17 protein-coding genes are annotated in these 17,622 nt (G+C 61.3%); 6 read left to right on the top strand and 11 right to left on the bottom strand.

The features are described from left to right. Positions 1-217: 217 nt before the first annotated feature. Positions 218-1,021: an AraC family transcriptional regulator gene (locus PFLQ2_RS13195; protein WP_033046042.1), complete on the bottom strand. Its 804-nt coding sequence runs from the start codon at positions 1,019-1,021 to the stop codon at positions 218-220. Between the two features lie 95 nt (positions 1,022-1,116). Between PFLQ2_RS13195 and PFLQ2_RS13200 the strand changes: the two genes are divergently transcribed. Then, a complete protein-coding gene (locus PFLQ2_RS13200) occupies positions 1,117-2,076 on the top strand; it encodes a threonine dehydratase (RefSeq protein WP_003182079.1) in 960 nt (319 codons plus the stop codon). A gap of 263 nt (positions 2,077-2,339) precedes the next feature. Beyond that, positions 2,340-2,849 (top strand): hypothetical protein, encoded by a 510-nt coding sequence (locus PFLQ2_RS30625; protein ID WP_083455152.1) that lies wholly within the window; start codon positions 2,340-2,342, stop codon positions 2,847-2,849. A gap of 14 nt (positions 2,850-2,863) precedes the next feature. On the opposite strand, the gene PFLQ2_RS13205 is transcribed toward PFLQ2_RS30625, so the two are convergent. From PFLQ2_RS13205 to PFLQ2_RS13220, 5 genes are all read right to left on the bottom strand, one after another. After that, entirely contained in the window at positions 2,864-3,511 is a 648-nt protein-coding gene (locus tag PFLQ2_RS13205; protein ID WP_003182077.1) for a helix-turn-helix domain-containing protein, read from the bottom strand. Next, a complete protein-coding gene (locus tag PFLQ2_RS30460; RefSeq protein ID WP_003182076.1) occupies positions 3,508-3,669 on the bottom strand; it encodes a hypothetical protein in 162 nt (53 codons plus the stop codon). The genes PFLQ2_RS13205 and PFLQ2_RS30460 overlap by 4 nt, the downstream gene beginning before the upstream one ends. Positions 3,670-3,789: 120 nt before the next feature. After that, complete coding sequence (locus PFLQ2_RS13210) at positions 3,790-4,503, bottom strand: ABC transporter ATP-binding protein (RefSeq protein WP_003182075.1); 714 nt, start codon at positions 4,501-4,503, stop codon at positions 3,790-3,792. Positions 4,504-4,517: 14 nt separating this feature from the next. Further along, on the bottom strand, positions 4,518-5,375 hold the full coding sequence (locus tag PFLQ2_RS13215) for an ABC transporter permease (protein ID WP_003182074.1): 858 nt from the start codon (positions 5,373-5,375) through the stop codon (positions 4,518-4,520). A gap of 60 nt (positions 5,376-5,435) precedes the next feature. Then, positions 5,436-6,428 (bottom strand): aliphatic sulfonate ABC transporter substrate-binding protein, encoded by a 993-nt coding sequence (locus PFLQ2_RS13220; RefSeq protein WP_003182073.1) that lies wholly within the window; start codon positions 6,426-6,428, stop codon positions 5,436-5,438. 315 nt (positions 6,429-6,743) lie between these two features. Between PFLQ2_RS13220 and PFLQ2_RS13225 the strand changes: the two genes are divergently transcribed. From PFLQ2_RS13225 to PFLQ2_RS13235, 3 genes are all read left to right on the top strand, one after another. Beyond that, positions 6,744-7,691, top strand: coding sequence for an ABC transporter substrate-binding protein (locus PFLQ2_RS13225; RefSeq protein ID WP_003182072.1), 948 nt, complete (start codon positions 6,744-6,746; stop codon positions 7,689-7,691). Between the two features lie 196 nt (positions 7,692-7,887). Then, on the top strand, positions 7,888-9,234 hold the full coding sequence (locus tag PFLQ2_RS13230) for an APC family permease (RefSeq protein WP_033046518.1): 1,347 nt from the start codon (positions 7,888-7,890) through the stop codon (positions 9,232-9,234). 100 nt (positions 9,235-9,334) lie between these two features. After that, complete coding sequence (locus PFLQ2_RS13235) at positions 9,335-10,117, top strand: EAL domain-containing protein (protein WP_003182070.1); 783 nt, start codon at positions 9,335-9,337, stop codon at positions 10,115-10,117. 14 nt (positions 10,118-10,131) lie between these two features. On the opposite strand, the gene gstA is transcribed toward PFLQ2_RS13235, so the two are convergent. Further along, positions 10,132-10,737, bottom strand: coding sequence for a glutathione transferase GstA (gstA, locus tag PFLQ2_RS13240; RefSeq protein WP_003182069.1), 606 nt, complete (start codon positions 10,735-10,737; stop codon positions 10,132-10,134). Between the two features lie 144 nt (positions 10,738-10,881). Between gstA and PFLQ2_RS13245 the strand changes: the two genes are divergently transcribed. After that, complete coding sequence (locus PFLQ2_RS13245; RefSeq protein WP_003182068.1) at positions 10,882-11,808, top strand: transcriptional regulator GcvA; 927 nt, start codon at positions 10,882-10,884, stop codon at positions 11,806-11,808. 60 nt (positions 11,809-11,868) lie between these two features. On the opposite strand, the gene PFLQ2_RS13250 is transcribed toward PFLQ2_RS13245, so the two are convergent. From PFLQ2_RS13250 to PFLQ2_RS13265, 4 genes are all read right to left on the bottom strand, one after another. Beyond that, on the bottom strand, positions 11,869-12,846 hold the full coding sequence (locus PFLQ2_RS13250) for an aliphatic sulfonate ABC transporter substrate-binding protein (RefSeq protein WP_003182065.1): 978 nt from the start codon (positions 12,844-12,846) through the stop codon (positions 11,869-11,871). A gap of 111 nt (positions 12,847-12,957) precedes the next feature. Then, complete coding sequence (locus PFLQ2_RS13255) at positions 12,958-15,462, bottom strand: TonB-dependent receptor plug domain-containing protein (protein WP_003182063.1); 2,505 nt, start codon at positions 15,460-15,462, stop codon at positions 12,958-12,960. 36 nt (positions 15,463-15,498) lie between these two features. Next, on the bottom strand, positions 15,499-15,996 hold the full coding sequence (locus PFLQ2_RS13260) for a RidA family protein (RefSeq protein ID WP_003182062.1): 498 nt from the start codon (positions 15,994-15,996) through the stop codon (positions 15,499-15,501). A gap of 25 nt (positions 15,997-16,021) precedes the next feature. Then, positions 16,022-17,596, bottom strand: a complete 1,575-nt coding sequence (locus PFLQ2_RS13265; protein ID WP_003182060.1) for a flavin monoamine oxidase family protein — start codon at positions 17,594-17,596, stop codon at positions 16,022-16,024. Positions 17,597-17,622 lie beyond the last annotated feature (26 nt).

The following is a 17,622-nucleotide window of genomic DNA, read 5'->3' as shown; positions in this document are numbered from 1 at the left end:
CCATGTCAGTAATTGAAAGCAACGCCGAGTGTATGTTTTAGGTCGATGGACGCCTCGCCCGAGGGGCTGGTTTAGATGCGGTTCATGAAGTGGTGGGAGACAGGGTTGAATCTAGACGGCCAACGTATATTTGCAAGGCCATCTGATGGCAATTTGATTTGAAGCCGGATTTAGTCGCCGAATGATTGGCATCAGCCGATTGCCCGGCTCGTCACGGTTATCTACGCAACCGCGCCGGGCTGATGCCCAGGCGTTGCTTGAACACCGTGGTCATGTGCGCCTGGGAATTGAAGCCGCAGGTGTGGGCGATCTCGCTCAGCCTGGCGGTTGAGTCGCGCATCAGGGCCCTGGCCTTGGCGAGGCGTCGGTCGATCAGGTAACTGTGTGGGCTCTTGCCGGTTACATGTTTGAACGCCCGCATGAAATACCCTTCGGACAACCCCAGCAGGTCAGCCATCGCCTGCACCTCCAGCGGGCCTTCGAGGCCGGCATCGATGAATTCGTCGAGCAGGCGCATCCGGTTGCCGGTGATGGACGCTGGCGAGGAGGCCGGAGAGGTTTCGCTTCCCTTCACCCGCAGCGCCAACCCGAGCGCCCAGGCCTCCCAATCGTCCTCGACGCCGGGATGCAACAGCGCGCGGCGCATTCGCAGGGCGAGGGCAATGGCCTGTTGGTCGATACGGTTGTTGAATGCATGCGGTCCCTCCAGCGTAGCGCCGTCGGTGCGCATGAGCCGCAGGTATTCGCCGCCCATGGGCGACTCGGAAAATACATCACACCCGACCGGGACAAACGCCAGGCCATTGGGCATGGCCTCGAACGGCAGCACCCGGTCGCTGCCAATGGCGTGCCGGCCGCGCTGGCTGTCGAAGGCAAAACCGATCGCCGACTGGGTCGCTACATAGCGGGTGGCGTAGGCGCAGCCGGGCAGCAATTCGATCGCCCAAGGCCCTGCCTCGATCCGACGGACCGGTTCTGGCGGGAGGGGCGGCTGGCGATTTCGATGGCTCATGAGCGCCATAGTAGTGAAGACCGGGCATAAAAGTCAGGTCGGTTTTTTGAAAGCCGGCCTGTGATGCCCGTGGCTAGACTGGGCAAAAACCAGGAGGCACAGCCATGCACAAACTGACGCGCGACGATATCGAACAGGCGGCACGCCACGTGTACCAATTCATGCCCGCAACCGCGCAATACGCCTGGCCGTTATTGGCACAACGGCTTGGCTGCACGGTATGGGTCAAGCATGAAAACCACACACCCACCGGTGCTTTCAAGGTGCGCGGCGGCCTGACTTTCATGCACTGGCTCAAACGCACACACCCTCAGGTCAAGGGCATCGTCACGGCGACTCGGGGCAACCATGGCCAGAGCCTGGCACTGGCGGCCAGCGCACTGGGGCTGAAAGCCTTGATCGTGGTGCCCAATGGCAATTCACTGGAAAAGAACGCTGCCATGCGTGGCTTCGGCGGCGAAGTGGTCGAGCATGGCCGCGATTTCGATGAGGCCCGAGACGAGGCGGCACGCCTGGCGCAGGTGCATGATCTGTTCCTGGTGCCGCCGTTCCACAGCGAGTTGGTCAAAGGCGTGGCGACCTACGCCCTTGAATTGTTCGAGGCTGTGCCGGACCTGGACACCGTCTACGTGCCCATAGGCTGTGGCTCGGGCATATGCGCAGTGATCGCCGCCCGCGATGCCCTGGACTTGAAAACCCAGGTGGTTGGGGTGGTGTCCAGCGAGGCGACGGCGGCGAAGTCTTCGTTCGAGACGGGAACCCTTTGCGAGACCGCTTCGGCGAATACCTTTGCCGACGGCCTTGCGGTACGCAAACCCATTCCCGAGGCTTTCGCCATTTATGCGGCGGGCGCGGCGCGGATCGTGTCGGTCAACGATCATGAAATTGCCGAGGCCATGCGCGTCTACTACACCGACACCCATAACCTTGCCGAAGGAGCAGGGGCAGCAGCCCTCGCCGCGCTTATACAGGAGCGCGAAGCGATGAAAGGGAAGAAGGTGGCTGTGATTCTTTCGGGCGGGAATATCGATCGACCGGTGTATGCGAACGTGATGAGTGAATAGGTTAGAACGTTTATTTCTTACGGTTATTAATATAGGCGATAATTGCATATCCATGACCGTGGAATCGAAGCTGTCGTTTGTGGATTTTCTGCAATCGAATCCATACCCGCGCAGCGGCAGATAAACCGGCATTCTTCGCCCCGTTTAGACTGCTTGAACGTTCATTCCAGCTGTTCGATCGCCATCTTGTTGGACGCGGGCCGATGCTTAGAATCGCCCCCATCAGCTTCGTCCAACTACCGATCCTTACAGGAAACACCACCATGATGAACGCCATGCAAATGCAAATGCCGATGAACGCCAACATGCCGATGATGCCCATGATGGGCATGCCGATGATGATGGCGACCATGACCTGCGAAATGATGGACGACGGCATGATGTGCAAAATGATGCCTGCCGCCGGCATGGACATGGCCATGTTCAAGAACAGCGCCGACATGATGCAGATGATGATGAACTGCGGCATGCCGATGATGATGCACTGCGGCAACATGAGCATGATGTGCATGTCCTCGGCGAGCATGGCCATGCCGATGTCGAGCATGATGATGCCTATGCCGATGATGGGCATGCCGATGCCATCGATGAAGTGCGTGATGGAATGCACCGTGATGGCCGACTGCATGATGTGCAAGGTCATGCCGATGGCGGGCATGAACATGGACATGATGAAAAACTGCTGCGCCCTGATGATGAAAATGATGAGCGACTGCAGCATGCCGATGATGATGAGCTGCAATGGCATGCCAGTGATGTGCTGCACCTGCTGATCGCAGCCGGGCTTTCAGTCCAGGCGTTCCGGGTAGGTCACCACCAGGTACGCCACCGCTTCGCTGTCGGCCGGGTTGCGATAGCGGTGCGGCTGGTCGGCGTAAAACAGGATCGAGTCGCCCGTGGAAAGTAGATAGCGTTCCTCATTGACGCTGATTTCCAGCACCCCTTGGGACACCACCAGGTTTTCCTGGACGCCGGGGCCGTGTCCCTCGGACTGCTCCTCACCCAGCGGGCTGAGGCGCAATTCGTAAAACTCCGATTGGCGTGCCACGTCGAAAGGAAACAGGGTACGGCTGACAAAGGCACCGTTGGCGCTGACCAGGCGTTTGCTCTGGCTGGCCGACAGCACCGCCACACCTTCGAAGGCACGGTGTTCGAGAAACGCCGCCACCGACACTTTCAGACCCTTGGCAATCTTGCACAGCACCTTGATCGAGGGCACGCTGCGCCCGGACTCGATCTGCGCCAGCATCGCCCGGCTCACTCCGCATTGGCGGGCGAGGGCGTCGAGGGACAGGTGCCGCTTGCCTCTGAGGCGTTGCAGGTTCTGCGCGACCCGTTCGCAGATCGGATCTTCATCCAAGGCTTCCAGGTTATTCAGATCCACTTCGGGTTCGTCGGCGCTCGCCAGAAAGCGCGAGGGTTCCTGGGCGCTCACGCGTGGTACGTCTTGGTCGGCTGGGTTGCCTGGACCCATTGGAACGCCTGGTAACCGGCATTGCGCGCATACATTTCCCACATGGCCCGCGCCAGTCGCTGGGCTTGCTTGCGCTTGCGGTACTGGACGAGGTCGATAACGTTGTCAGTCTGTTTCATAAGGCACTTCGCTGTCGTGACCAATGGGACGGGATGGGTTGAGAGTACGTGGTTATGTTTATAACCATAAATACTGATTGTTTATTTATTAATTCATTTACGTTATTAGAAATCGCCCGCTCAAATTACATGGGCGCGATGCAATTCGGTCAGGCACAACGCTTTTAGCTGGGCCAGCAGCGAGTCCCGGCGATCACGCGGATGGTTGAGTCGCACGCTCAACTCTTGGCGAATGCTGCTGGGGCGGTTGTCCATCACCAGTACCCGGTCGCTCAGGTACAGCGCCTCGTCGACATCGTGGGTCACCAGCAGCAGGGCAATGGCGTGACGCTGGGCCAATTGCAGCAACAGGTCTTGCAGTTTCATCCGGGTAAAGGCGTCCACCGCGCTGAACGGTTCGTCCAGCAACAGCACCCGTGGCCGCGAATACAGCCCGCGGGCGATGGCCACCCGTTGCGCCATGCCACCGGACAGCGTCTTGGGCAACGCAGCGGCGAAGCCCGCGAGACCGACTTCCTCGATCAATTGTGCGACCCAGGCCTTGTCGTAACGGTCGTCATCAACGAACCCGATGTTCTGCTCCACCGTCAGCCACGGCATCAAGCGCGGCTCCTGGAACACGAACGCCAAGGGCTCGGTACGGCTGAGCAGCCGCCCTTCGAAGTCCGTTTCCAGGCCGGCGATGATGCGTAGCAAGGTGCTTTTGCCGCAGCCGCTGGGGCCCAGCAGGCTGACGGTTTCCCCTGGTTGCAGTTGCAGGTGGATATTGTCGAGGACCGTGGTGGCGGCGAAGGTCTTGCGCTCGACATGGATGTCCAGCAGGGCTTGGGTCATGGTCAATCCTTGGTCTAGGTGCTCTGGCCATTGAAGGTGTCGCGCCATGCCAGCCAGCGCTTTTCCAGGCTGGCAAGAATGCCGTCGCTGAGCTTGCCCAGCACGGCGAGCACGATGATTGCGGCAAGCACGATGTCCGGCCGCGACGTTTCGCGACCGTCGCTGAGCAGGTAGCCCAGGCCTTTGGTCGCGGCGATCAGTTCGGCGGCCACGAGGAACATCCAGGCCAGGCTCATGCCGCTGCGCAGGCCGGTGAACAGGCCGGGCAGGGCGGCCGGCAGGAGAATCCGCCGCACCAGGCGCCGGCGACTGAAACCGTACATCTGGCCGACCTCCACGAGCTTGCGGTCGATGTTGCGTATCGCCGCCACGCCGTTGAGGTAGACCGGAAAGAACGCACCTATGGCGATCAGCACCACTTTTGAGGTTTCGTCGATGCCCAGCCACAGCAGGAGCAACGGCACCCAGGCCAGGCTCGGGATCGAGCGCAGGCCGGCGAAGGTTGGCTCAAGGTAGGCCTCGGCTTCCCGGCTCAAGCCGACCCAGGCAGCGAACATCAACGCCAGCCCCGCACCGATGGCAAAGCCCAGCAGGACCCGCAGCAGGCTGGCGCCGATGTGCTTCCACAGCGCGCCTTCGGCCAGGTCACCCAAGGTCATGGCGATCTCGCTGGGGGCCGGCATCTGGTAGGAGGGCAGCCAACCGATGCGCACGATGATCTCCAGGACCACGATGATCAGCACCGGCAGGACCAAGCCTTTGGCCCGCAATTGCCAGCGAGCGGAGTCGAACAGGGGAATCTTGCCCGATGCGGACAGAGCCAATCGAGCGTCCAGATGTTTGCCGGTGAGGTCATTGCTGTTGCGGCTCATGGGGTTCTCCGGCAACGCCGGATTCGCGCCTGGCGCGGACCCGACGTCGCGTGGCGATGGTTATTGACGGGCCACGGCCTGCTGCAGGCCGGTGTCGAGCAGTTGGTCGATCACCTGATCCACGTTTACCCCACGACGCACCAATTCCTCTGAGACCAGGATCGGCGCGGCAGCTTTGGAGGCCAATACATCCTTGGCACTCAACTGCGGACTGCCCAAGTCAGTGCGTGACAGTTGCAGTTTGGCCACTTCGAGCGGCAGTCCGGATTCGTCCGCCAGCAGCGTGGCCAACGCTTGCGGATGCTGCACCGACCACTCGCGAGCCTGCTCATACGCGGCGAGGACGGTCTTGATGGTTTGCGGGTGCTCCTGGGCATATTTCTCCGTGACGCTGACCACGCCATAGCTGTTGAAGCCAGGGTTGCGGTACAGCAGGCGCGAGCCGGCCTGCACTTCGCTGGCGGCCATGTGTGGGTCGAGGCCGGCCCAGGCGTCGACGTCGCCTTTCTCCAGGGCGGTACGCCCGTCCGGATGCTGCAAATGCACCAGCTCCACGTCGTCTTTTTTCAGCCCGGCCTGTTGCAGGCTGCGCAGGGTGAACAAATAGGGATCGGTGCCTTTGGTGGCGGCGATTTTCTTGCCCTTGAGGTCGGCGATGGTCTGGTAGGGCGAGTCCTTGCGCACCACCAGGGCGGTCCATTCGGCGCGACTGTAGACGTACACCGATTTGATCGGGCTGCCGTTGGCCCGGCTCAGCACGGCGGCAAGGCTGGCGGACGAGGCGAAATCGACACCGCCGCTGTTGAGGTACTCCAGGGAGCGGTTGCTGCCCTGGCTGAGAACCCAGCTCACCTTGGTCTGGGGGAGGGCTTTTTCCAGATAGCCGAAGTGCTTGAGCACCAGGCTGACCGGTGAGTAATAGGCGTAGTCCAGGTGCACTTCGGCGGGGTCGCTGGGCGCAGCCTGTGCCAGCGATTGCAAGCTCAGGGCCAGGGCGCAGGCACTGAGCAGGTGGCTGGCACGGACCAGCGAGAAGCGAAAGTCGAATTTCATGGAGCTGCTCCAGATAAGGCGGCGAATAGGCGTCTTTTTTATTTCCAAAAGATCGCCAAGCAGGAAGAAGTCCTGCATCCAAGGAATATCGCAAACTCTGTGCCACGGCCGGGAAACGGCCGGTTTTCGCGCAGCTGTGGAATGCCGGACGCAACGGCGATGTTGCCCAGGCAACAGTCTGTTGTGTCGCTGTTGCTGGCCCGACACTGTTCGATTTCCGACTATGAGCTTATGCGTTTATAGAATTTCAAACGCCTTCCATGAGCGCGTTATGTTCTATGTAACTCATCCAACCACTTATTCCCAGGAACCCTCATGAAGCTCTCTCGCTGCCTGCGCCGCTTGATCACCGGCACGTTGTTCGCCGTTCCCTTGGCCCAGGCCGCCGAGCCGTTGGTACTCCACGTCGGCGACCAGAACTATTACAACGTGCGGGCTTCGGTAGAGGCTTCGGGCGTACTCGAAGGCGCGTCCTACAGCGTCGACTGGAAACACTTCCAGGCTGCTGCGCCCCTGGCCGAGGCGTTGAGCACCGGTGACCTTGATGTGGGTTTCCTCGGCGATTCGGGCTTTTTGTTCCTGGCGGCGAAACAGGCCCCGGTGAAGTTGATCGGGGTCTCGCGACAGAACCCGGACACCATCGCACTGCTGGTGCCCAAGGACTCACCTGTCAAGACCATCGCTGATCTCAAGGGCAAGAAAGTCACCTACTGGCCCGGCGCCTGGAGCCAGCAGCTGACCTTGCGGGCGTTGGAGCAAGCCGGTCTGCCCGAGAATCATGTCGAGTTCATCAAGCTGATGCCCATCGATGCGGCCGCGGCGTTGCCCCAGGGCAGCATCGATGCCTTTCCGGTGTGGGAACCCTATATCTCCCAACAGATCCTGTTTTCCGGTGCCCGGCCGATCCTGACGGCGAAGAACCTGATGCCCGGTCTCAGCGCCATTGCCGCGTCGACACCGGCCATTGACAGCAAGCGCGAGGCCCTCGCCGATTTTCTTGGACGTGTGAAGCAAGCCCGCGCCTGGGTCGACAACCACACCGACCAATACGCCGACCTCTGGGCGAAGAAAGCCAATCTTGACCAGAACGTCTCGCGCCACTGGCTGCGCCAGGCGCATATGAGCATCGGCCCGGTGGACCAACAGGCCGCCGCTGACCTTCAGGGCACGGCGGACTTCCTGTTCAAGGTCAAGGCACTGCCGACTCCGCTGGCTACGGCCGGGATCATCGACACGTCGTTCAGCCAGGCCTTGAGCCGCTGAATCGAGGCGTCACCCACCCGCCATCGCCTGCCCGTTCGCCATGACGGCGCTGTGCTCCAGGCCCCGGATAGCGGGCCTGGCGCCAACATTTATGAACTTTCCCCCGGTGAATATTTCCACTGCTCAGAGAGTCATGCCATTGCCTGGCGCGGAGCCTGGCATTGCGTCACTGCATGACCATTGCCTGAGCCAGAACATGAATGTGACGCCTCCCCAATCCAGGGCCAAACTGCGGCGAGCCGTGAGCGGATCGATGCTGTTTTTTTTCATTCTCGGTGATGTCCTCGGTGCCGGGGTCTATGCACTCGCCGGGACCATCGCAGGGCGCGTCGGGGGCGCAATCTGGGTGCCGTTGTTGCTCGCGCTGTTTTTCGCGATGCTCACTGCCGGCTCATATGCCGAACTGGTGACGAAGTACCCGCAGGCCGGTGCGGCTTCGGTATTTGCCGAGAAAGCCTATAAGGCTCCGCTGATTTCTTTCCTGGTCGGTTTTTGCATGCTGGCCGCTGCGGTGACCAGTGCGGCCGGTCTCTCCCTGGCCTTTGCCGGCGATTATCTCGGGGCATTCGTCGACGTCTCGCCCCGCGTCGCGGCGTTGGCTTTTCTGGTGGTGATAGCGCTGTTGAATGCCAGGGGCATCAAGGAGTCGCTCGGGGCGAACCTGGTGATGACGATCATCGAGCTTTCCGGCCTGATCCTGGTCATCGTGGCGGCAATCTGGTTTTTCAGGTCTGGACAGGGACACTTGGACAGCGCCCTGCAATTCAAGCCTGGCGTCAGCCCCTGGCTGGCGGTGTTGGCAGCGGCGTTGCTGGCGTTCTATTCGTTTGTCGGCTTCGAGACATCCGCCAACCTCGCCGAGGAAATACGCGACGTGCGCCGTGTCTATCCGCGCGCATTGTTCGGCGCGTTGCTGGCCGCTGGCATCGTCTACATGGCGGTAGGGGTCGCCGCTTCCTCGGTGTTGTCCATGGATCAACTGGTTGCGACCTCGGCGCCTTTGCTTGAGGTCGTGCGGGTGTCGGGGATCGATGTTTCGCCACGGGTGTTCGCGTTCATCGCACTCATAGCGGTCGCCAACGGTGCGTTGTTGACGCTGATCATGGCGAGCCGGCTCACCTACGGGATGGCCTGCCAGGGTCTGTTGCCGGCACCCCTGGCGAAGGTCCTGCCCAAGCGGCGGACACCGTGGGTGGCTATCGTTGCCACGACCCTGGTGTCCATCGCGCTGACCCTGACAGGCACGCTCGCCACGCTGGCCGAGACGGTCGTCCTGTTGCTGCTTTTCGTATTTTTGAGTACCAATCTGGCGGTATTGGTGCTGCGGCGTGACAAGGTTGCGCAAGATCACTTTCGGGTTCCGACCTGGGTGCCTGTCCTGGCCATCGTCTCGTGCTTGTTGTTGCTCAGCCAGCAAAGCCTGGAAACCTGGTTGCGCGGTGCAGCCATGGTCTTGGCCGGTGTGCTGTTGTATGCCTGCACGCGCATGGCCATGCCGATGGCAAAAGCCAGGCTAGGCGGTGGGTCCGGGCCTTCGCCATGACCGAGGTGCTTCAGAAAGGCCGGCGCTTGCCGATTCATGTGGCGTTGGCTAGCGTGCTTCGCAACGGCAGGGTTCCCGCCACAGTAATGGAATATTGATCATGACCGACCGTTTACCCCCCACGTTCAAATCCCTTGGCTGCGCTGAATGTCGTGACCCTGACGCACTCGGGTTTGACTTCACCATGGCGTTCCAGCCCATTTTCAATGTCCGTACCGGCGCAACGTTTGCTTATGAAGCCTTGGTGCGCGGCGTGAATGGGGAGTCGGCCGGTTATATCCTGGGGCTGGTGAATGACGGCAACCGCTATCGGTTCGACCAGGCGTGTCGGGTAAAGGCCATCGAAGAAGCCGCCAGGCTGGGCATCCTGGACATTCCGGGCTGCCTGTTGAGTATCAATTTCCTGCCGAACGCCGTGTACCGGGCCGAGACCTGCATTCGCGCCACGCTGGAAGCCGCTCGCCTGGCCAGCTTTCCACCCGACCGGCTGATGTTCGAAGTCACCGAGGGCGAGAAACTGGACCATCCCGACCACCTCAAGTCGATTTTCGTGGAGTACGAGCGCCAGGGCTTCACCACCGCCATCGATGATTTCGGTTCCGGCTATTCGGGCCTCAACTTGCTGGCCCTGTTCCAGCCCCAAGTGTTGAAGATCGACATGGCGCTTACCCGCAACCTCGATCAAGACCCCGTCAAGCAAGCGATCGTCGAGGGCATCATCCTGGTTGCGAGGCGCCTGGGGATCGTGGTCATCGCCGAAGGTATCGAGACCCAGGAAGAAAGCGCGGCGCTTTTGGACCTGGGCGTCGAATTGATGCAGGGGTTCTTGTACGCGCGGCCGCAGGTGGGCCACCTTCCTACGTACAGTTTTGACTTGAAGTAGCGCGTAGCCGCCGGCTATGACGCCGCCGCTTCCGCAGCCATGGCAACCCCCACGCTCGGACGTGCGCGAATACGTGCCATGAACGACGCGAGTATCGGCCAATCCTCGATCTCGATATGCAATGACGGCAACCAGCCAAGAACGGTAAACAAGTAGCAGTCGGCCAGGCCGAAGCTGCCCATCAAGTAGTCCTGCGGCTCCAGGGACCGGCTGAGGTAATCCAGGCGTTTGAACAGCTTCTCGCGCAAGATGGCTTTGGTCCCTAGGGCAATGTCAGCGTTGAACAACGGGGCACTGCCGCTGTGAATCTCCGAGCTGATGAAATTCAACCATTCTTGCAGGCGGGCCCGTTCCCAGGTGCCGTTGGCCGGTGCGAGCGCATTGCCCGGTACAAGGTCGGCCAGATACTGGACGATGGCAGGCCCCTCGGTCAGCACGTTGCCGTTATCCAACATCAGGGCCGCCACGTAGCCCTTGGGGTTGATGGTCAGGAAATCCACGCCGTTGGCGGTTCGCTTGGTCTTGTTGTCGACCCGGATCAATTCGAACGGCAAGTTCAATTCACGCAGCACGATGTGCGGGGACAGTGAACAGGTCTGCGGAGCGAAATACAGTTTCATGGTTGTCCTCAGGTACGCATGGACGTTCACCGAGGCAGGGCAGCGCCCCGGTACGTGCCGTTAGAATCCGCGAGCGCGGTAGCATTTTCAAAGGACATCTGTGGTGCTAGCTTATGACAAAATCTCATGAGCACCCTGATCCCAATGGCCACCCGACTCCCTTCCCTCAATGGCCTGAAAGCGTTCGAATCAGCCGCTCGGCACATGAGTTTTACCCAGGCCGCGCTGGAGCTGAATGTCACCCAGACGGCCGTCAGCCATCAGATTCGCCGGTTGGAAGATGAGCTGGGGGTGCGCTTGTTCCTGCGGCTCAAGGATGGGCTGGCCTTGACCCGTGAAGGCCAGGCGTATTTTCCTGACGTTCGCTCGGCATTCCAGGCGTTGCGGTACGCCACCGGGCAGTTGCTGGAAACCGACAGTCACCATGTCTTGACGATCAGTACGCTGGTTTCGTTTGCCTCCAAATGGCTGTTGCCTCGATTGGCATCCTTCCAGCAAGCGTTTGCGGATATTGATGTGCGTATTACGGCTTCCACTGAGATGGTCGACTTTCGCAAGGGCGGGATTGACGCGGCTATTCGCTACGGCACCGGTGACTGGCATGGGCTGCGCTCGGACTGGCTGATGTCCGATGAGGTTTTCCCGGTGTGCAGTCCTGAATTGTTGAAAGGTCCCAACGCCCTCAAGGATCCGTCCGATCTGGCCCATCACACGTTGCTGCAGGTCAGCGGGATGACCCATGACGATTGGAACCTTTGGTTGACTGCCGCCGGCCAGCCGAAAAAACAGGCCGAAGGCTCGCGGCTGACCTTCGACCTGGCCATGATGGCGGTCCAGGCTGCGGTCGACGGCCTGGGTGTCTGCATCGGCCGCTCGACCTACGTCGATGACGACCTGAAGGCGGGGCGGTTGGTTGTGCCCTTTGACCTGAGGCTGAAGTCGGATCTCGGGTTCTATCTGGTGACGCCCCATGAACTGGCGAACACCAGGAAAGTGCTGGCGTTCAGGACCTGGCTGATGGATTTGGCCGGTCAACCGGACACGCCGAAGGTCGATGCATTTCTCCGATAGCAGCAGCTTTGCATGACCTTCGCCTGATGGTCCGCCGCAGAAAAACCGCACCTTTGGCCCTTACGGCTTCCAGACCTCCACGTCGTGGGCATCCACCGCGTTGGGCAACAGCCCGGCGGTGAAGAACGCGTCGGCAATTTTCTGTTGTTCGCCAAGCTGATCGGCCTTCACCGGTTGGACCTGGTAGCTGCGATGGGTGTTGGCCGCTTCGACTGTTTCCACATCGAGATTACCCCACAGCGGGCCCAGGACTTGGGCCGCATCGCGCGGGTGTTTTTTTGCCCAGTTGCCGGCCTCCTGCAATTGCTCGTAAACCAGTTTGAGAACCTCGGGGTGTGCCTTGGCGTAGCTTGTGCTGGTCAGGTAATAACGCTTGTAGCTGGCCAAGCCGCTACCGTCGGCCAGGGTGCGCGTCGGCAATTGACGCTGCACGCCACTGAGGAAGGGCTCCCAGGTGACCCAGGCGTCGACTTTGCCGTTCTCGAAGGCGGCCCGGCCATCGGCAGGGGACAGGTAGGCGGGCTCGATGTCGGAAAACTTCAGGCCGGCCTTGTTCAGCGCGGCGATCAGCAAATAGTGGGCGCCCGCCGCCTTGGTGACCGCGACTTTCTTGCCTTTCAAATCCGCCAGTTGCTGTAGCGGTGAATCCTTGCGCACGACGATGGCCTGGGCGGAAGGCGAGGGCGCTTCCTGGGCGAAGTAGGTGAGCCTGGCCTGAGCGGCCTGGGCAAAAATCGGCACTGTATCCGCCACGTCGGCGCTGACATCGACGTTGCCAACGTTCAAGGCTTCCAGCAACGGCAAGCCGCTGGCGAACTCGTGCCAGCTCACGTCGATATCTGCCTTGGCGAGGGCTGCTTCCAGCTTGCCTTGGGTCTTGAGCAAGGTGATCAGGGTCGATGATTTCTGGTAACCGATGCGCAGGGTTTCCCGCGCCTGGGCCGGGAGAACCAGGGACGACAAGACCAGCGCAACGATCACGCCGGCCAGGGCGGGGCGACGCAATATCGCCCCGGGATGGTTGATGAGTCTTGACATGGCATGCTCGACATTTGACTAAGGAATGGGTGAAGCGCCACTGAATCCTATGGTTATAAAAACCAATTTATAAATACTTTTTATGCATTAGCTTAGGCGGCTTTGCCTCCATCAAAACGCATATTGCAGGCGCGTGTAGTAATACCCGCCGGTGAAGCCGAAGGGCGAATAACTGCCCCAGTTATCGCCGAACGATGAATTGCTGACACCGATGTGGTCGGGGTATTTGTCGAACAGGTTCTGCGCGCCCAGGGCGACCGTCAGTTGCTTGTTGATCGCATAGGCCACGTCCAGGTCGGTGATCCATTTGGCGGAATAGTCGCGATCCAGGCTTGAGTCACTTGAGCTGTTGACTTCGGTGTAGGTGCCATAGCGGGTCAGGCGCAGGTTGACGTCGAAATCGTCGACGGCCCAGTCGGCGGCGAAGATCATCTTGCTGCTGGGGGACGTCTTGGTGATCAACGCCTGCGATTGACGTCCGAGCAACTGGTAGCCGCTGCCCAGGGCGGTCAGTTGCGAGGGCGTGTCGTTGACGCTGAGGATTTTCGTGTGGTTGTAGTTCAGTGCGGCGGTCCATCTCACCGATCCGTAACGCTCCAGGTTTTGCCGATAGTTGCCGACCACATCGACCCCGGACGTCCGGGTATTGGCGCCATTAGTGAAGTACTGGGCACCGGCCGTGGCCGGCACGCCGATGCTGTCGAGCAGGGCGGCGACGCCCGGGCCCTGGAAGCGTTCGCTGAGCACCAGGCGGTCGCGCAGGTTGATCACGTAGCCGTCCACGGTCAGGCTCACGTCTTCGCTGGGCGTCACGGCGAAGCCGAGGCTGAAATTGGTAGAGCGCTCGGGTTTCAACGATTCGGCGCCGAGTGCCTGGGCACCGGCTGAATCCACCGGCAGGATCACATAGTTGTAGGGCTGGTAGACGCCGTTGATGGTGTCGAACCCGGTCGAGCGGGCGGTAAAGATCTGGTTGGCCAGCGAGGGCGCGCGAAAGCCGTTGCTGATGGTGCCGCGCACCGCGAACACCGGGTTGAATTCATAACGCGTGCTGAGCTTGCCGCTGCGGGTGCCGCCGACGCCTTCGTTGTAATGCTCGTATCGCGCGGCCAGCCCGAGGTACCACTGCTCGATGGGGTAGAAGCCCAGGTCGATGTAGCTGGCGACACTGTTGCGGCTGACTTTCTGCGCGTCTTCAGGGGTAATGCCGTTAGTGACCTGGGCGCCGGGGTCGGGGCGTTCCCCGGCACGTGGATGGCCGGCCGGGAACACATAGCCGCCATCGATGTAGGAGGCCTCGGAGCCGGCACGGGTCTCGTAGCTTTCCCGGCGATGCTCCAGGCCAAGGGCGACATCCAGTGGTTTTGCCAGGCCGATCTCGTAGCTGTTCTTCAGGTCCAGGTTGCTGGTCAACTGATCGGCGATATAGATGCCCGAGGTGAACTGGTTCGGCGTGTTTTCCCCCAACGACGGGTTCTGGTTGTTGTAGGTGCGTTGCTTGGCGTAGTTACGCCCGTAGGTGCTGCTCAGGTCCCATGCCCAGCCGCCGAAGTCCTCGCCCTTGGCGCCGAAGGCGGATTGGAAGTCGGTTTCGTTGACCAGCCAATAGGGGCTGTAGCCATCGGGATAACCGTTGGGGCCGGTGGTAATGGTGTTACGGCCGCTGGGCAGGCGGAAATTCTGGCCGTCGTTGTTTTCCCGCGTCGCCAGGGTGGAGAACGAATAGAGCGTCACGGCGTCGTTCAACGGTAGGTCGAGGTTGTAGCCGACATCGGCCAGCTGGCTGCGGGGCAGTCCGTAGCCCTTGTAGGTGTGGTGGCTGGCATCGGCCTCGCGCGGGTCGGGCGACCCGTCGGCCTGGGGATAGTAATGGGCGCTGTAGCCGTTGCTGCCGGCCTTGTTGTCGCGCTCCTGGTAGCGGGTGTCGAACGAGACATTCAGCACGCCCGCTTCGCCCACTTCAAAGCCATAGTTGAGCGCTTGCTGCGCGGTGCCGCGCTTGCCGTCGTAGCCCTGGCCAAGGGTGGTGTCGGAACTGCCGCCGGTGGTCTGCTTGAGGATGATGTTGATCACCCCTGAGATGGCATCTGAGCCGTACTGCGCCGCCGCGCCGTCGCGCAATACCTCGATATGATCGACGGACGCCACCGGGATCAGGTCGAGGTCGCTGGGCGCAGCGCCGCTGTTGATGCCATTGATGTTCAGCGTGGCGCTGGTGTGCCGGCGCTTGCCGTTGACCAGCACCAGCACATGGGATGCGGTCAGCCCACGCAGGGTGGCCGAGCGCACCACGCCGCTGGCATCCCAGCCGGCTCGGTCGGGCAGGTTGAAAGAGGGGATGAACTTGCTCAGCGCCTCCAGCAGGCTTGGCTTGCCCACTGCGCGCAGTTGCTCGCCGGTGACTACGTCGATGGGGGTCGGGCTGCTGGTCACGGTGCGCTCGACCGTGCCACGGTTGCCGGTGACCACCACTGTTCCCAGGGTAGGCGCTCCGCTCTCGGCGGCCTCGAGATTGAACGAGGCGAGGCCACAGGCGATCGACAACGGTAGCAGCAGCGGGCGATAGGCGGGCACGCCGAGGCGCCCGGTACGTGGGTCATTAAGGCAGCTGGACATGGGAGGGATGCTCCTGAAGATCGGTTGGGACCCGTGTCACTTCTTGCGAGCGGCGACGGCTTCGATTTCCACCAGGCCGCCGGGCAGCGGCAGCGCGACGACTTGCACGGCGGTGCGCGCCGGTTTGTTCGGCTGTTCGGCGCTGCCGAAAAACGGTGTGTAGCCTTCCTGCAGTCCGGCGAAATCAAGCTTGCCGCCCTTGGCCGGATCGCCCACCAGGAACACTCGCAATTGCACCACATCCCCCAGGCCCAGCCCCTGGCTTTGCAGCACACCCTTGAGCTTGTTGAGGATCGAGGTGGTCTGGGTCGCGGTATCGCCATAAGCGGCAAACGAGTCCTTCGGCGCTTTCGGGTCATGCAGGTCGGCGAGCAGCCCGCTGACGAACAGCAGGTCCGTCTGGGCCGGCACCGACACGGCCAGGGAAATCGGGAAATTGGAATTGGGCAACGCGATGCGCTTGATCTCGTCGGCGTGGCTGGCGGAAGCGGTGGCGGTCATGAGCAATCCTGTGAGCAGCGTCAGTGGTTTCATCGATAAGTCCTTTATGGGAAACAAGTCAGGCAGCAACACCCGGTTGCTGGCGCTCGGCATGCCTGCCGATCAACGAGACAATCCGCCGCGCCGAGTCGGCGGCGGTGTTTTGCCAGATGCCGACGCCACCATGGGCGAGGGCATCGCTGGCCAGATAGGTGCGGCCTTGGGGTTGGTTGAGGATCTGGTAGGCCTGCTCGCCCACTTCATCGTTAACGATCCAGGGGCCTTTGCTGTAGGGCACTTTGGACCAGTTGATGGCCACCGGTTTCTGCAGCTTGGCGCTGTGGCCGGGGTGTAGCAGCTCGACGGCTTGGCGCGACGAAGCAAACTGCTCGGCCAAGGATTTCTGGCTGAAGGACTGCGCGGCGTCGCTGGTGTTATAGGCGGCTACGAGAATGCCTTGGGCGCTGTTCAGTCGGTCGCTGGGGTACCAGAGGCCTTTGACTTCATGGTCCAGGTAGGACAGCCCGCCGAAGATGTTGAAGTCGGTTTCCCAGAAGCGCGGCGACTGCCAGGCCACTTTGTTCGCCTGATCGCTTTGCGCGCTGAGGATCGCTTGCTTGAAGGACGCGCTGAAGTTGCTCGGTACCTTGGCCAACAGCGGCAGGGGCACGGTGACGATGGCGTAGTCGGCGCTCAGGGTCTGGGTCTTGCCGGTCTGGCGGTCCCGGTAGGTGATGCGGCTGCCTTGCTCGGAGGTCTGGATATCGCTGACTTCGGCCTGCAACCGCACCGAGTCCTTGAGGTGTTGGTAGAACGCGTGGGGAATCCGGTCCATGCCACCCACCGGTTGGAACATGGTCGAGGAAAACTCGGGGATTTCATCGAACACCAGTGCGCCCCAGAGCTTGGGATTGAGCAACGTCTGCAACTCCAGCGGCGTGCGCGTGACGCCGGTTTGGTCGCCCGCGCCAGGAATGCGCGTATACCCCGAGCGCACCGAGCCCTTGTATTTAAAATCCGTGTTGAGGTCGCCGTAGACCTTGAGGAAATTCAGCAACGCCTGGCGATCATCGACGCTCAGATCCTGGTCCAGGGCCTTGCGGCTGACGGTGCGCGCCAGCAGCTCGGACAGTTGCCCTCGGGTGTCGTTGACTGCCTGGCGCAACTGGAATGCCGGCTGGCGAGCGTCCGGCAAGGCCAACGCGTTGCGACTGCTGTTAACCAGCACTTGCAGCTCGACGCCCAGTTCGCGGCAATAGCCGAGGATTGTCTGGTGGTGGCTGGGAATGCGCGCGGGGCCGGCATTGAAGAACTGCCCGTCATCGAAATCCACGGTCTGGCTGATGCCGTCGTCGAAGTGGACCTGTGTCCCGCGTCGCAGGGTCCAGTTGCGCCCGCCGACCCGCTCGCGGGCTTCGAGGACCGTCACGGTGAAGCCGGCCTTGCGCAGTTCATAGGCACTGACCAGCCCGGAAATACCGGCGCCGACCACCACCACATGCTTGCCTTTGCCACTGCTGCCCAACTGCAACGGGCTGAAGGTGGCGGCCACGGCCTGAGGCGTGAGCCCCAGCGCATCGAGTGCGCCAACAGCGGCGCTATAGCCGCCGACGGCGGCAATACGGGAAATCATTTGCCTGCGAGTGAAAGCCATGAAGTGCTCCTTGGCATGCTTGCCGA

It is taken from the genome of Pseudomonas fluorescens Q2-87 (genome assembly GCF_000281895.1).
Classification (GTDB): domain Bacteria; phylum Pseudomonadota; class Gammaproteobacteria; order Pseudomonadales; family Pseudomonadaceae; genus Aquipseudomonas; species Aquipseudomonas fluorescens_S.
Note: the sequence above shows the minus strand (reverse complement) of the source record. Positions and strands in the feature narration are given on the sequence as shown.